This is a genomic window from Streptomyces sp. NPDC017943 (genome assembly GCF_044328425.1).
In the GTDB taxonomy this organism is placed as follows: Bacteria; Actinomycetota; Actinomycetes; order Streptomycetales; family Streptomycetaceae; genus Streptomyces; species Streptomyces djakartensis_A.
In genome coordinates this window covers 591,504-605,569 of record NZ_JBIRHH010000005.1, presented here as the reverse complement: position 1 = coordinate 605,569, position 14,066 = coordinate 591,504, and the positions used below count along the sequence as shown (strand labels likewise).

General features: G+C 73.8%; 12 protein-coding genes and 1 riboswitch. Of the genes, 9 read left to right on the top strand and 3 right to left on the bottom strand.

The genetic code is table 11. The features are described 5' to 3' along the window. Positions 1-21: 21 nt before the first annotated feature. From ACH4C6_RS19630 to ACH4C6_RS19615, 4 genes are all read left to right on the top strand, one after another. Entirely contained in the window at positions 22-1,392 is a 1,371-nt protein-coding gene (locus ACH4C6_RS19630) for a M16 family metallopeptidase (RefSeq protein ID WP_398109844.1), read from the top strand. Beyond that, on the top strand, positions 1,389-2,777 hold the full coding sequence (locus ACH4C6_RS19625; protein ID WP_398109843.1) for a M16 family metallopeptidase: 1,389 nt from the start codon (positions 1,389-1,391) through the stop codon (positions 2,775-2,777). The genes ACH4C6_RS19630 and ACH4C6_RS19625 overlap by 4 nt, the downstream gene beginning before the upstream one ends. Before the next feature lie 191 nt (positions 2,778-2,968). Further along, positions 2,969-3,133, top strand: a riboswitch (cyclic di-AMP (ydaO/yuaA leader). A 13-nt stretch (positions 3,134-3,146) separates the two neighbouring features. Further along, positions 3,147-3,935, top strand: coding sequence for a M23 family metallopeptidase (locus ACH4C6_RS19620; RefSeq protein WP_398109842.1), 789 nt, complete (start codon positions 3,147-3,149; stop codon positions 3,933-3,935). Between the two features lie 194 nt (positions 3,936-4,129). After that, positions 4,130-4,825 (top strand): GntR family transcriptional regulator, encoded by a 696-nt coding sequence (locus ACH4C6_RS19615; protein WP_398109841.1) that lies wholly within the window; start codon positions 4,130-4,132, stop codon positions 4,823-4,825. A 197-nt stretch (positions 4,826-5,022) separates the two neighbouring features. Here ACH4C6_RS19615 and ACH4C6_RS19610 read toward each other — a convergent pair whose 3' ends face one another. After that, positions 5,023-5,304, bottom strand: coding sequence for an HPr family phosphocarrier protein (locus ACH4C6_RS19610; protein ID WP_029382363.1), 282 nt, complete (start codon positions 5,302-5,304; stop codon positions 5,023-5,025). A gap of 181 nt (positions 5,305-5,485) precedes the next feature. On the opposite strand from ACH4C6_RS19610, the gene ACH4C6_RS19605 reads away from it, so the two are divergent. From ACH4C6_RS19605 to ACH4C6_RS19590, 4 genes are all read left to right on the top strand, one after another. Next, the gene (locus ACH4C6_RS19605; protein WP_398109840.1) at positions 5,486-8,395 is read left to right on the top strand and encodes a GNAT family N-acetyltransferase; all 2,910 of its coding nucleotides are present in this window, start codon (positions 5,486-5,488) and stop codon (positions 8,393-8,395) included. Between the two features lie 74 nt (positions 8,396-8,469). Next, positions 8,470-9,057 carry a DUF5998 family protein gene (locus tag ACH4C6_RS19600; RefSeq protein WP_398109839.1) on the top strand — a complete coding sequence of 196 codons (588 nt, stop codon included), beginning with the start codon at positions 8,470-8,472 and terminating at the stop codon, positions 9,055-9,057. Beyond that, positions 9,057-10,253, top strand: coding sequence for an alkaline phosphatase family protein (locus ACH4C6_RS19595; protein ID WP_398109838.1), 1,197 nt, complete (start codon positions 9,057-9,059; stop codon positions 10,251-10,253). Before ACH4C6_RS19600 ends, ACH4C6_RS19595 begins: the two co-directional genes overlap by 1 nt. Before the next feature lie 63 nt (positions 10,254-10,316). Further along, positions 10,317-10,967 carry a thymidine kinase gene (locus tag ACH4C6_RS19590; RefSeq protein WP_398109837.1) on the top strand — a complete coding sequence of 217 codons (651 nt, stop codon included), beginning with the start codon at positions 10,317-10,319 and terminating at the stop codon, positions 10,965-10,967. A 61-nt stretch (positions 10,968-11,028) separates the two neighbouring features. Here the strand turns inward: ACH4C6_RS19590 and ACH4C6_RS19585 are convergent, their stop codons facing one another. Continuing rightward, positions 11,029-11,832: a VOC family protein gene (locus ACH4C6_RS19585; protein ID WP_398109836.1), complete on the bottom strand. Its 804-nt coding sequence runs from the start codon at positions 11,830-11,832 to the stop codon at positions 11,029-11,031. A gap of 250 nt (positions 11,833-12,082) precedes the next feature. On the opposite strand from ACH4C6_RS19585, the gene ACH4C6_RS19580 reads away from it, so the two are divergent. Further along, the gene (locus tag ACH4C6_RS19580; RefSeq protein ID WP_398109835.1) at positions 12,083-12,934 is read left to right on the top strand and encodes a sulfurtransferase; all 852 of its coding nucleotides are present in this window, start codon (positions 12,083-12,085) and stop codon (positions 12,932-12,934) included. 76 nt (positions 12,935-13,010) lie between these two features. Here ACH4C6_RS19580 and sepH read toward each other — a convergent pair whose 3' ends face one another. Next, positions 13,011-14,060 (bottom strand): septation protein SepH, encoded by a 1,050-nt coding sequence (gene sepH / locus ACH4C6_RS19575; RefSeq protein WP_398109834.1) that lies wholly within the window; start codon positions 14,058-14,060, stop codon positions 13,011-13,013. Between the last annotated feature and the right edge of the window lie 6 nt (positions 14,061-14,066).

The window sequence follows — 14,066 nt, the reverse complement described above, 5'->3', positions numbered from 1 at the left end:
TCCGCGATCGAAGGGACGTACATGCCCATGGGTCACACGGCCACAGCCCAGGCAGGCTCCGGAGGCCTGACAGCGACCGAGCACCGCCTGGCCAACGGCTTGCGCGTGGTGCTCTCCGAGGACCACCTGACCCCCGTCGCGGCGGTGTGCCTCTGGTACGACGTCGGCTCGCGCCACGAAGTCAAGGGGCGTACGGGCCTGGCTCACCTTTTCGAGCACTTGATGTTCCAGGGGTCCGCGCAGGTCAAGGGCAACGGCCACTTCGAGCTGGTCCAGGGCGCGGGCGGCTCGCTGAACGGCACCACGAGCTTCGAGCGGACCAACTACTTCGAGACCATGCCCGCCCACCAGCTGGAGCTCGCCCTCTGGCTGGAGGCCGACCGCATGGGCTCCCTGCTGGCCGCCCTCGACGAGGAGTCGATGGAGAACCAGCGCGACGTCGTCAAGAACGAGCGCCGCCAGCGCTACGACAACGTCCCCTACGGCACCGCCTTCGAGAAGCTCACCGCCCTCGCCTACCCGGAGGGCCACCCCTACCACCACACCCCGATCGGGTCGATGGCCGACCTGGACGCGGCGACCCTGGAGGACGCTCGCGCGTTCTTCCGCACCTACTACGCGCCGAACAACGCCGTGCTCTCCGTGGTCGGCGACATCGACCCCGAGCAGACGCTGGCCTGGGTCGAGAAGTACTTCGGCTCCATCCCCGGCCACGACGGCAAGCCCGCCCCGCGCGACGGCTCCCTGCCGGAGACCATCGGCGAGCAGCTGCGCGAGGTCGTCGAGGAGGAGGTCCCGGCGCGTGCCCTGATGGCCGCCTACCGACTGCCGCACGACGGCACACGCGCGTGCGACGCCGCCGACCTGGCCCTGACCGTCCTCGGCGGCGGCGAGTCCTCCCGGCTGTACAACCGCCTGGTGCGGCGCGACCGTACGGCCGTCGCGGCCGGGTTCGGCCTGCTGCGGCTGGCCGGGGCGCCCTCGCTGGGCTGGCTGGACGTCAAGACGTCCGGTGACGTGGAGGTGCCGGTGATCGAGGCCGCCATCGACGAGGAGCTCGCCCGGTTCGCCGAGGAGGGCCCCACGGCCGAGGAGATGGAGCGCGCCCAGGCCCAGTTGGAGCGCGAGTGGCTGGACCGCCTCGGCACGGTCGCGGGCCGCGCCGACGAACTGTGCCGGTACGCCGTGCTGTTCGGTGACCCCCAGCTCGCCCTGACCGCCGTCCAGCGCGTGCTGGAGGTCACGGCCGAGGAGGTCCAGGAGGTCACCAAGGCCCGCCTGCGCCCCGACAACCGCGCGGTGCTCGTCTACGAGCCCGTCGCCGACGAGACCGACGATGCCGGGGACACCGCACCCGCGGCCGGCGACGAGAACGAGGAGGCGGCCAAGTGACCGAGCTCGCCACGATGGACTTCCACCCCCGGCCGCAGGCGGGCGAGGCCAAGCCCTGGGCCTTCCCGGCCCCGGAGCGCGGCACTCTCGGCAACGGCCTGACGGTCCTGCGCTGCCACCGCCCCGGCCAGCAGGTCGTCGCCGTCGAGGTGCTGCTGCACGCGCCCCTGGACGCCGAGCCGGCCGGCCTGGACGGCGTCGCCACGATCATGGCGCGGGCCTTCTCGGAGGGCACCGACAAGCACTCCGCGGAGGAGTTCGCGGCCGAACTGGAGCGCGCGGGCGCCACCCTGGACGCGCACGCCGACCACCCCGGGGTCCGGATCAGCCTGGAGGTCCCGGCCTCCCGGCTCGAGAAGGGGCTCGGCCTGCTGGCCGACGCCCTGAGGGCGCCCGCGTTCGCGGACAGCGAGATCGAGCGGCTGGTCCGCAACCGCCTCGACGAGATCCCGCACGAGCTGGCCAATCCCTCGCGCCGGGCCGCCAAGGAGTTGTCCCGGCAGCTGTTCCCGGCGGACTCGCGCATGTCGCGGCCCCGGCAGGGTGGCGAGGAGACCGTCGCCGCGATCGACTCCGCGGCCGTACGCGGCTTCTACGAGAAGCACGTCCGGCCCGCCACGGCCACCGCCGTCGTCGTCGGCGACCTCACCGGCATCGACCTCGACGCCCTGCTCGGTGACACGCTGGGCGCCTGGACCGGCTCCCGTGCCGAGCCGCGTCCGGTGCCGCCGGTCACCGCGGACGACCGGGGCCGGGTCGTCATCGTCCACCGCCCGGGCGCCGTCCAGACGCAGCTGCTCATCGGCCGCACCGGCCCGGACCGGCACGACCGCGTCTGGCCCGCCCAGGTGCTCGGCACGTACTGCCTCGGCGGCACCCTGACGTCCCGTCTGGACCGCGTGCTGCGCGAGGAGAAGGGCTACACCTACGGGGTGCGGGCGTTCGCCCAGGTCCTGCGGTCCGCCCCGGACGGCACCGGTGCCTCGATGCTCGCCATCAGCGGTTCGGTGGACACGCCCAACACCGGTCCCGCCCTGCAGGACCTGTGGACCGTGCTGCGCACCCTGGCGGCCGAGGGGCTGACCGACGCCGAGCGGGACGTCGCCGTGCAGAACCTGGTCGGCGTCGCGCCGCTGAAGTACGAGACGGCGGCGGCCGTCGCCTCCACGCTGGCCGACCAGGTCGAGCAGCACCTGCCCGACGACTACCAGGCCGCGCTGTACCGGCAGCTCGCCGCGACCGGCACCGTGGAGGCCACCGCGGCGGTCGTCAGCGCCTTCCCCGTGGACCGCCTGGTGACCGTGCTCGTCGGTGACGCGACGCAGATCAAGGCGCCCGTCGAGGCCCTCGGCATCGGCGAAGTCTCGGTCGTCACCGCGGAGTAGGGCACACGCGCGCGGGAGCCCTGGTTGTCATCGAAGGCACCAGGGCTCCCTTATGCCCGAATTGGTACGGAGGAGGCCTGTCTGCCCTGTGGGATGCGCTACAAAAGGCGGGTTTCGTTTGGGAATTGAAAGCGGTGCCGCTTAGCGTCATCCGGGCTGTTCGTCAGGCAGTGCGCCGCACCCGCGGCACCGGACAGTCATCGCCGAGTCCCCGTACGGCGCGAGCCAGGGGAGCCGGGGACCCAACCGCAGTCCCTGGGGTGAATCGGACGCCCGCGCGAGCCGCGAGGGGGTCCGTAGGAGACCTTCCTGCTCCGAACCCGTCAGCTAACCCGGTAGGCGAGAAGGAAGGAAAGGACCAGCCACTTCATGGCGTTCACCCGCGCCACCGGGAAGCACCGTCGCCCCAGCCGCCTCCAGCGCGGCACGGCCCGTGCGGCGGGCGTCGCGGCTCTCGCCACGACCGGCGTCATCGGCACCGTGGCCGCTCCGGCCGCCTTCGCCGCCGAGCCGGCTCCCGAGCAGACCGGTCTCACCCCCGTCGTCACCATGGGCGACACCGTCGCCGAGCAGATCGACGCCCAGGCCGTCGCGCAGAAGCAGGCGGCCGAGGAGGCCGCCGCGAAGAAGAAGGCCGAGGAGGCCGCGCGCGAGCGGGCCGCCGAGGCGGCCAAGAAGGCCAAGGAAGCCGCCGAGAAGGCGCGCGAGGCCAAGGAGCGCGCCGCCCGCGAGGCCGAGCGCAAGCGCCTGAACACCTTCGTGTCCCCGATCTCCGGCTCGTACGTGTCGACCAGCTACCAGGCCAGCAGTGGCCTGTGGTCCTCCGGCAGCCACACCGGCGTCGACTTCCACGCCGCGACCGGCACCTCGGTCCACTCCGTCGGCGCCGGTACGGTCGTCGAGGCCGGCTGGGGCGGCGCGTACGGCAACCAGGTCGTGATCAAGATGAACGACGGCACGTACACCCAGTACGGCCACCTGTCGTCCATCGGCGTCTCGGTCGGCCAGCAGGTCACCCCCGGTCAGCAGATCGGCCTGTCCGGCGCGACCGGCAACGTCACCGGCCCGCACCTGCACTTCGAGGCCCGCACGAGCCCCGAGTACGGCTCCGACATGGACCCCGTCGCCTACCTCCGCTCGCACGGCGTCAACCTCTGACGTCACCCCGAGTTCCGTGAAAGCCCCGGCCCGCAGGCCGGGGCTTTTCGCGTCCCGGACGGCTCGTCGTCCAAAAACTTCTCCCTGATTTCCGTCCGCCGCCGGAAAGTGCGGCACATTGCCATAGAGTCACTCGCAATGAAGCCGTGGACTGCGCGTCGGCGTTTTCCCCGGGAATCAGACGGAGGTCGGTCATGCGCATTCCCGCGCACTCGGTGTGCACCGCCATCCGGGACGACATCGTCGCCGGCGTCCACGCGCGCGGGGCCCGGCTCACCGAGGAGCTGCTGGCCCGCCGCTACGGCGTCTCCCGCGTCCCCGTGCGGGAGGCCCTGCGCACCCTGGAGGCCGAGGGCTTCGTGGTGACCAGACGGCACGCGGGCGCCTGCGTCGCCGAACCCACCGAGCAGGAGGCCGCCGACCTGCTGCAGATGCGGCTGCTGCTGGAGCCGCTCGGCGCGGCCCGGGCCGCGCAGCGCCGCACCGAGGCCCATCTCAAGGTCCTGCGCGGCCTGGTCCGGCTGGGCCGGGAGCGGGCGCGCCAGGGCGGCGGCGACGACCTGCGCTCCCTGGACGGCTGGTTCCACGAGACGCTGGCCCAGGCCTGCGGGAGCCCCGCGCTGACCGCGGTGCTCACCCAGCTCCGGCACAAGATCGCCTGGATGTACACGGTCGAGGCGCCGCCCGGCCCGGTGGAGTCGTGGAACGAGCACGGCGCGATCGTGGACGCCGTGGCGCGCGGCGACGGCGAGCGCGCGCGGGCGGCCGCGGCCCTGCACGTCGAGCGCGCGACCGCCGCCCACCGCCTGCGGTCCGGCTCGGCCGGGGAGCGCGCCGGGCGCGTGAGGAACTCGCAACATCCCGTCAACACGGCGAGCCCGCGGATTTAACGCGGAAGCCGTATACAAAGAGCGGGGAATTTCCCGAGGGCCGGAATTCTGTATGTCCGCCGCCCTGTTCCTGAAAATGCGGCCTCCCGCGCATGCGGCCGTGCGTGTGCGTGCACGGAAATGCAGCCCCGAAATGCGAAGGGCCCATCCGGTCGACACCGAATGGGCCCCGCACGCGCCGGAGAGGCGCTCTCACATCAGACGGTCTCGGGCAGTTCCTCGAGACCCTCGGCAACCAGCTTGGCCAGCCGGTCCAGAGCGGCGTCCGCGCCCTCGGCGTCGGAGGCGAGGACGATCTCCTCGCCGCCCTGGGCGCCCAGGCCCAGGACGGCCAGCATCGAGGCCGCGTTGACGGGGTTGCCGTCAGCCTTGGCGATCGTCACCGGGACGCCTGTGGCCGTGGCGGCTCGGACGAAGATGGAGGCGGGGCGGGCGTGGAGGCCCTCGGCCCAGCCGACGTTGACGCGGCGCTCAGCCATGTGTTGCTGCCCTTCGGTGTTCCGGGTTGTCTAGACCAGTTTCCCACACGTGAAGCCCACCAGGAGCGGCCCTGTCGTGCCACCGCCCCGGGGCGGAGATCGGATCGCGGCCTCGACCCGACCGACGCCCTCCACAGACTGCCCCGCGCCGCTGTCGGACGCGAGCCGTACTCTGGGGCCCATGCAGACCTCGCCGGACCGGCACGAGTACCCCGCCCACTGGGAGGCCGACGTGGTGCTGCGCGACGGTGGCACCGCACGCATCCGGCCCATCACCGTCGATGACGCCGATCGCCTCGTCAGCTTCTACGAGCAGGTCTCCGACGAGTCGAAGTACTACCGCTTCTTCGCGCCGTACCCTCGCCTGTCCGCCAAGGACGTCCACCGCTTCACGCACCACGACTTCGTGGACCGGGTGGGACTCGCGGCCACGGTCGGCGGCGAGTTCATCGCCACCGTACGCTACGACCGCATCGGCGCCGACGGAACGCCCGCGTCCGCCCCCGCCGACGAGGCCGAGGTCGCCTTCCTCGTCCAGGACGCCCACCAGGGCCGCGGAGTCGCCTCCGCCCTGCTCGAGCACATCGCCGCGGTCGCCCGGGAGCGCGGCATCCGCCGCTTCGCCGCCGAGGTGCTGCCCGCGAACACCAAGATGATCAAGGTGTTCACGGACGCCGGGTACACCCAGAAGCGCAGCTTCGAGGACGGCGTGGTCCGTCTGGAGTTCGACCTCGAACCCACCGACCGCTCCCTGGCCGTGCAGTACGCGCGCGAGCATCGCGCGGAGGCCCGCTCGGTGCAGCGGCTGCTGGCGCCCGGCTCGGTCGCCGTCATCGGCGCGGGACGCACCCCCGGCGGCGTGGGGCGCAGCGTCCTCGGCAACATCCGCGACGCCGGCTACACCGGCCGCCTGTACGCCGTGAACAGGGCCCTGCCCGACGAGCAGAAGGAACTCGACGGGGTGCCCGCCCACCGGTCGGTGCGCGACATCGACGGCCCGGTCGACCTCGCGGTCGTCGCCGTGCCCGCCGAGCACGTGCCCGAGGTCGTTGCCGAGTGCGGCGAACACGGGGTGCAGGGACTGGTCGTGGTGTCCGCCGGCTACGCCGAGAGCGGGCTCGAAGGGCGCGAGCGCCAGCGTGCGCTCGTCCGGCAGGCCCGCACGTACGGCATGCGCATCATCGGGCCCAACGCCTTCGGCGTCATCAACACCTCGCCCCGGGTGCGGCTCAACGCCTCCCTAGCCCCCGAGGTGCCGCGCCCGGGCCGCATCGGGATGTTCGCCCAGTCCGGTGCCATCGGCGTGGCCCTGCTGTCCCGGCTGCACCGGCGCGGCGGCGGCGTCACGGGCGTGACCGGCGTGTCCACGTTCGTCTCCTCCGGCAACCGCGCGGACGTCTCCGGCAACGACGTCCTGCAGTACTGGTACGAGGACCCCGACACCGACGTGGTCCTGATGTACCTGGAGTCCATCGGCAACCCCCGCAAGTTCACCCGCCTCGCCCGCCGCACCGCCGCCGCCAAGCCCCTGGTCGTCGTCCAGGGCGCCCGGCACGGCGCCGCCCCCCAGGGGCACGCCGTGCGGGCGACGCGCCTGCCGCACGCGACCGTCTCGGCCCTGCTGCGGCAGGCCGGGGTGATACGCGTCGACACCATCACCGACCTGGTGGACGCGGGCCTGCTGCTGGCGCGCCAGCCACTGCCCGCCGGACCCCGGGTGGCGATCCTCGGCAACTCGGAGTCGCTCGGCCTGCTCACCTACGACGCGTGCCTGGCCGAGGGCCTGCGGCCGCACCCGCCGCAGGACCTCACCACGGCGGCGTCGGCGGCGGACTTCCACGCGGCCCTGTCCCGCGCGCTCGCCGACGACCGCTGCGACGCGGTCGTCGTCACCGCCATCCCGGCGGTGGGGGAGGGCTCCGTCGCCGACGCGGCCCTCGCGCAGGCCCTGCGCTCCGCGACGGCCGCGGCCCCGTCCAAGCCGGTCCTCGTCGTGCACGTGGAACTGGGCGGTCTTGCCGCGGCCCTGTCGGCGGCGGCCAGCACGGCCCCGCAGGCCAGGACCGACGACGCACCGCAGGCCGCTCCCCACCGGACGGCCCCGGACCCGCGACCGGCACCCACGGAGGAGCCCCGCACGACCGGGGCCCAATCCCGCACACCCGGGTACGAACCCCCGGCGGCCCCCGAGGCGGCCCCCGAGGCGGCCCCCGAGGCGGCGGACGGCGCCCACCTCATCCCCGCCTACCCCGCCGCGGAGCGCGCCGTCCGCGCCCTCGCCCAGGCCGTCGCCTACGCACAGTGGCGGCGCGACGCCGCCGACCCGGGCAGGGTGCCCGAGTACGACGACATCGACGTGAAGGGCGCCGCCGCGCTGATCGACGGCCTGCTCACGCGCGGGCAGAGCCCCGCCCTCGGCCCGGACGAGGCGTGTGACCTCCTCGGCCACTACGGCATCGAGGTCCACCGCTCCCTGCCCGCCCCGACACCCGACGCGGCCGCCGAGGCCGCCCGCAGGCTCGGCTACCCGGTGGCGCTGAAGGCCACCGCCCCGCACCTCCGGCACCGGGCCGACCTGGGCGGGGTACGCCTCGACCTCACGGACGAGGAGCAACTGCGCCGCTCGTACGCGGAGTTGACCGAGATGTTCGGCGCCGCCGAGGAGCTGCGCCCGGTCGTGCAGAGCATGGCACCGCGCGGTGTGGACGTCGTCGTACGGGCCGTGATCGACCCCGCGGCCGGGGCGGTGCTCTCCTTCGGGCTCGCCGGGGCCGCCTCCCAGCTGCTCGGGGACACCGCCCACCGGCTGATCCCGGTCACCGACCGCGAGGCGCACTCACTGGTGCGGTCGATCCGCACCGCGCCCCTGCTGTTCGGCTGGCGCGGCTCGGCCCCGGCCGACACCCGCGCCCTGGAGGAGCTGCTGCTGCGCGTGTCCCGGCTGGTGGACGACCACCCCGAGGTCGTCGCGGTCACCCTGGAACCGGTGGTCGTCGCCTCGCACGGGCTGAGCGTCCTGGGCGCCTCCGTCCGTCTCGCACCGCCGCCCGCCCGGGACGACCTGGGCCCGAGGACCCTCCCCGCGTACTGACGAGGACCCTCCCCGCCCACTGACGCGGGGCGAGCGGTGCCTCGCAGTCAGTGGTCCCCCGTAGGATGGGCGTCATGGCCAAGACCAGTACGACGACCCAGGGGCTGCGGGCGGCGATCGAGCGCAGCGGCTACTACCCGGCCCTCGTGGCCGAGGCGGTGGAGGCCGCCGTGGGCGGCGAGCCCATCCGGTCGTACCTGGTCCACCAGGAGACGACGTTCGACCAGAACGAGGTGCGCCGGCACGTCACGGTGCTCGTCCTCACGGACCACCGCTTCATCGTCAGCCACACCGACGAGCAGGCCGCCGACAGCACCTCCCCGACGCCCTACGCCACGACGTCGACGGAGTCCGTGAAGATCGGCCGCATCTCGTCGATCGTGGTCAGCCGCGTGGTCGCCAACCCGGAGTCGTACAAGCCGGGCACCCTGCCGCGCGAGGTCGTCCTCACCATCGGCTGGGGCGCCGTCTCCCGGATCGACCTGGAGCCGGCGGCCTGTGGCGACCCCAACTGCGAGGCGGACCACGGCTACACGGGCAACTCCACGGCGGACGACCTCAGCCTGCGCGTGAGCGAGGCCGGGGACGGACCGGAGACCGTGCGCGAGGCCCTCGCCTTCGCGCAGGCCCTCTCCGAGGCGACCGCGGACACCACCCGCTGATGTCCCATCCCACGACGGCCTGGGACCCCCATCCCGAACCGCTCACCGTCGCCTCCGCGCCCGCACCCGAGTACGGCAGCGGATCGCTCGCCGACCTCCTGCCCACCCTGGCCGCCGGCCTGGACGTGCCGGGCATGACCGCCGCGATCACCGAGCTGACCCCGGCCGACCGCAACTGCGTGTTCCTGATCGACGGCCTCGGCTGGGAGCAGCTCAAGGCGCACCCGGAGGAGGCGCCGTTCATGGCGTCCCTGCTCGCCACCTCGCGCGGCGGCACCGGACGCCCCCTGACCGCCGGATACCCCGCGACGACGGCGACCTCCCTCGCCTCGGTCGGCACCGGGCTGCCGCCCGGCGCGCACGGCCTGCCCGGCTACACCGTGCGCAACCCGGACACCGGCGAGCTGATGAACCAGCTGCGCTGGCAGCCCTGGACCCCGCCCGGCTCCTGGCAGCCGTACCCGACGGTCTTCCAACTGGCGCACCAGGCGGGGGTGCACGCCGCGCAGGTGTCGTCCCCCACCTTCGAGAACACCCCGCTGACGAAGGTCGCGCTCAGCGGCGGCCGGTTCCTCGGGCGGCTGTCCGGCGAGGACCGCGTCGACCTCGCGGCCGAGCAACTGGCCGCGGGCGACCGCTCCCTGGTCTACACGTACTTCGCCGAGGTCGACGGAGCCGGTCACCGCTTCGGCGTGGACTCCGACGCCTGGCGCGGCCAGCTCATGTACGCCGACCGCCTGGTCCAGCGCCTGGCCGAGCAACTGCCGCCGCGCAGCGCTCTCTACGTCACCGCCGACCACGGCATGGTCGACGTGCCGTTCGACGAGCAGCACCGCATCGACTTCGACGAGGACTGGGAGCTGAGCGCGGGCGTCGCCCTGCTCGGCGGCGAGGGCCGCGCCCGGCACGTGTACGCGGTGCCCGGTGCCGCGAACGACGTCCTGACCTGCTGGCGCGAGGTGCTCGGCGAGCAGTTCTGGGTCGCCTCACGCGACGAGGCCGTCGCGGCGGGCTGGTTCGGCCCGCAGATCGACGAACGTGTGTACCACCGGCTCGGTGACGTGATCGCCGCCGCCCGCGACGACGTGCTGCTCATCGCCTCCGAGCGGGAGCCCAAGGAGTCGGCGATGGTCGGCAACCACGGTTCGATGACCCCCGCCGAGCAACTGGTCCCCCTGCTCGAAGTACGCTCCTGACGTCCCCGCCGCCGGACCGGCCCGTCCGGCCGGCCCCACCCGCCGAAAGGTGCTCGACCCGACATGCCCGAGCTGGTGTTCTTCTCCGGAACGATGGATTGCGGGAAGTCGACACTGGCTCTCCAGATCGAGCACAACCGCTCCGCCCGCGGTCTGCAGGGCATGATCTTCTCCCGTGACGACCGGGCGGGCGAGGGCAAGCTCTCCTCCCGCCTCGGCCTGGTCACGGACGCGGTGGAGGTCGAGGACGGCCAGGACCTGTACGCCTACCTCGTCGACCACCTGTCCCAGGGCGGCCGTGCCGACTACGTGATCGCCGACGAGGCGCAGTTCCTCTCGCCCGAGCAGATCGACCAACTCGCGCGCGTGGTCGACGACCTGAGCCTGGACGTCTACGCCTTCGGCATCACGACCGACTTCCGCTCCAAGCTGTTCCCCGGCTCGCAGCGGCTGGTGGAACTGGCCGACCGGGTGGAGGTGCTGCAGGTGGAGGCCCTGTGCTGGTGCGGCGCCCGGGCCACGCACAACGCCCGCACGATAGGCGGCGTCATGGTCGTCGAGGGCGCCCAGGTCGTCGTCGGCGACGTCACCCACTCCGCCGACGAGATCGGCTACGAGGTCCTGTGCCGCCGCCACCACCGGCGCCGCCTGACCGCGGCGTCGGCCAGAGCGGCGGCCCTGTCCCCGGACGTGCTGCCGGTGTCGTCCGCCTGACGGGACACCGGCCGGGACGCGGCAACCGGTCGGCGCACCGTCGCTCGTGCCCCCTGCGCCGTCAGCCCGGCGGCTGCAACAGCGCGAACCGCGCCCCCTCCGGATCCGCCACCGCCGCCACCCGCCCCTGCGCCGTGTCGTGCACCGGCCCGAGCACCTGCCCGCCCAGGTGCACGACATGGTCCGCGGCGTCGGACACGTCCGTGACCTGGAAGTACGTGACCCAGTGCGGCCCCCGGTCGCGGGGCAGGACCCGGCCCAGGCCGTGGATCCCGGCGACGGGCCGGCCGCCCAGCTGCAACGTGACGTAGTCGAAGTCGGCGGAGACCACCGGCTCCTCCTCGTGGCCGAACACCGTCCGGTAGAACTTGGCGACGGTCGCGGACTCGAAGGTCAGCAACTCGTTCCACGCGGGGGCGCCCGCGACACCGGAGACGGCCGTGCCGAGGTGCGCGGCGGCCTGCCAGACACCGAACACGGCGCCCGAGGGGTCGGCACCGATGGCCAGCCGCCCTGCGTCGGCCGCGTCCAGGGGGCCCACGCCGATCGTGCCGCCGCGGCTGCGCACGGTGTCGGCTGTCAGGTCCACGTCGTCCGAGGCGAAGTAGGGCGTCCACGCGACGGGCAGATGGCGGTCCGGAGGCAGCCGGCCGATGCCCGCCACCTCGCGCCCGTCGAGCAGGGCGCGCACGTACGGGCCGAGTTGCTGCGGCCCGGGACGGAACTCCCAGCCGAACAGCGCCCCGTAGAACTCCTCCGTCGCGTCAAGGCCGTGCACCATCAGGCTCACCCAGCAGGGTGCGCCGGGCGTGTGCCGATCGGGCGCTGCGCCGTTCCGGCGGGCGGACCCCCGTGCGTCGGTCATCGTCACTCTCTTCTCGGCCTCGCGGTGGCCGTGCTCTCCGCAGCCTGCGTGGGGCATGCCCTGTGGGGCGGCCCTGCCCGGGAGAATGCCCGAAGTGCGGGCCCCTGTCCCTCGCGGCGCGCTCGTGGGCACATGCGTTCAGCTGTACAGCATGTGCTTGTTCCCGTACGCATGGTGACCGTCCGGGTCCGGCGGAGCAGAGTAGCCGGACGCGGGCGGCTCGGCCACCCCGTGCGCGAGGATGGGGGCCATGAACGCCATCATCTCCGCATCCGACCTCGTGACCGAGCTGGCGGGCTCGCGACCGCCGGTCCTGCTCGACGTCCGCTGGCAGCTCACCGCGGCCAAGGCGGCCGGCGCACCGCCCTTCGACGGCCGTGCCGCCTACGAGGCCGGGCACCTTCCGGGTGCCGTCTACGTCGACCTGGACCGGGAGCTGGCCTCCGCACCGGGCGGGGGCGGCCGCCACCCGCTGCCCGACCTGGGGCTCTTCGGCGCCGCGATGCGCCGGGCGGGCGTGTCGTCCAGGACGCCGGTGGTCGTCTACGACGGCGGCCAGGGCTGGGCCGCGGCCCGGGCCTGGTGGCTGCTGCGCTGGACGGGTCACCCGGACGTGCGAGTCCTCGACGGAGGGTTGCCGGCCTGGCGGGGTCCGCTGGAGACGTCCGTACCGGACCCGGTCGAGGGCGACTTCGCGCCCGTACCGGGGGAGAGCGGCCTGCTCGACGCGGATGCCGCCGCCTCGCTGGCGCGTTCCGGGGTGCTGCTGGACGCGCGGGCGGGGGAGCGGTACCGCGGCGAGGTGGAGCCCATCGACCCGGTGGCCGGGCACATCCCGGGCGCCGTCTCGGCACCCACCACGGACAACGTGGCCGCGGACGGCCGGCTCCTGCCCGCCGAGGAGTTGCGTGAACGCTTCAAGGGGCTCGGTGTGACCGGGAGTTCCCGCGTCGGCGTCTACTGCGGTTCCGGCGTCTCCGCGGCGCACCAGATCCTGGCGCTCGCGGTCGCGGGCATTCCCGCGGACCTGTACGCGGGGTCCTGGTCGGAGTGGTCCTCGGACCCGGACCGCCCGGTGGCGACGGGACCGAACCCCCAGTAGGACGGCACGGGCGAGGGCCGCGCCCCGGTGGGCGCGGCCCTCGTGTGCCGTTGTGGCCGTGGTGCTGTGGCCGGAGCTACTCCTGCTTCTTGCGCCGGGTCCCGAACACGATCTCGTCCCAGCTCGGGACGGCCGCCCGGCGGCCCGGGCGGACGCCGTCGGCCTCGGCCTGCCGGTCGGTGGCGCCGACGAGCCGGTCGCGGTGGCTGCCGACGGAACGGGGCATGAGGACGTCCGCGTAGGCGGAACCGGCCGAGGCGGCGGGGGCCGGGGCCTCCTCCACCTCCACGTCCACGATGGGCTCGTCCTCGGCCTCCGGGGCGGGGCGCTCGGGCACCACGAGGTCGCCGCGGAAGCTGGGTACCGCTTCCAGCAGGCTGGTCAGCGAGTCCCGTTCGGCGGAGGCCGTGAGGGCGGTGGCCTCCTCGTCGGGCTCGGTCACCGGTGCGGGCAGGCTCAGCCGCTCCCGGTCGCCGGAGCGGTCCAGCGGCCTGTCGCGCGGCAGCCGGGCGATCCGCGGCACGAACGGGAAGCTCGGCTCGGGCGCGGCGAGGTCGTCGGACTCCCCGATCAGCGAGCGGGCCTCGTCGTCGACGGCCTGGACGAGCCGCCGGGGCGGGTCGTACGTCCAGCTCGCCGAGTGCGGTTCACCGGCCACGCGATAGACCAGCAGGACCTCCCAGGTGCCGTCGTCGCGGCGCCAGGAGTCCCACTGCACGGTGTCCTTGTCGGCGCCGCGCAGCAGCAGCCGCTCCTGCACGGCCTCGCCCAGCGGGGGGCCGGAGGTCTCGCCGGGACGGCGCACGGGAGTCTTGCGGGCCCGCTCGGCCATGAAGGCGCGCTCGGCGAGCACGGGGCCCTCGAAGCGGCGCACCCGGTCGACGGGGATGCCTGCCATCTGCGCGACTTCTTCCGCCGTCGCGCCGGCACGTATACGCGCCTGGATGTCGCGGGGGCGGAGGTGGCTCTCCACCTCGATCTCGATCTGGCCGAGGCGGGGACGGTCGCCACGCACGGCGGCGCGGAGCCGTTCGTCGATGGGAAGCGTGTACTCCGTGCTGTCCGCAGCCTTCAGCACCAGCCGTGTGCCGTCATTCGAGACGGCCACGACACGCAGTTCGGGCATGGGGAC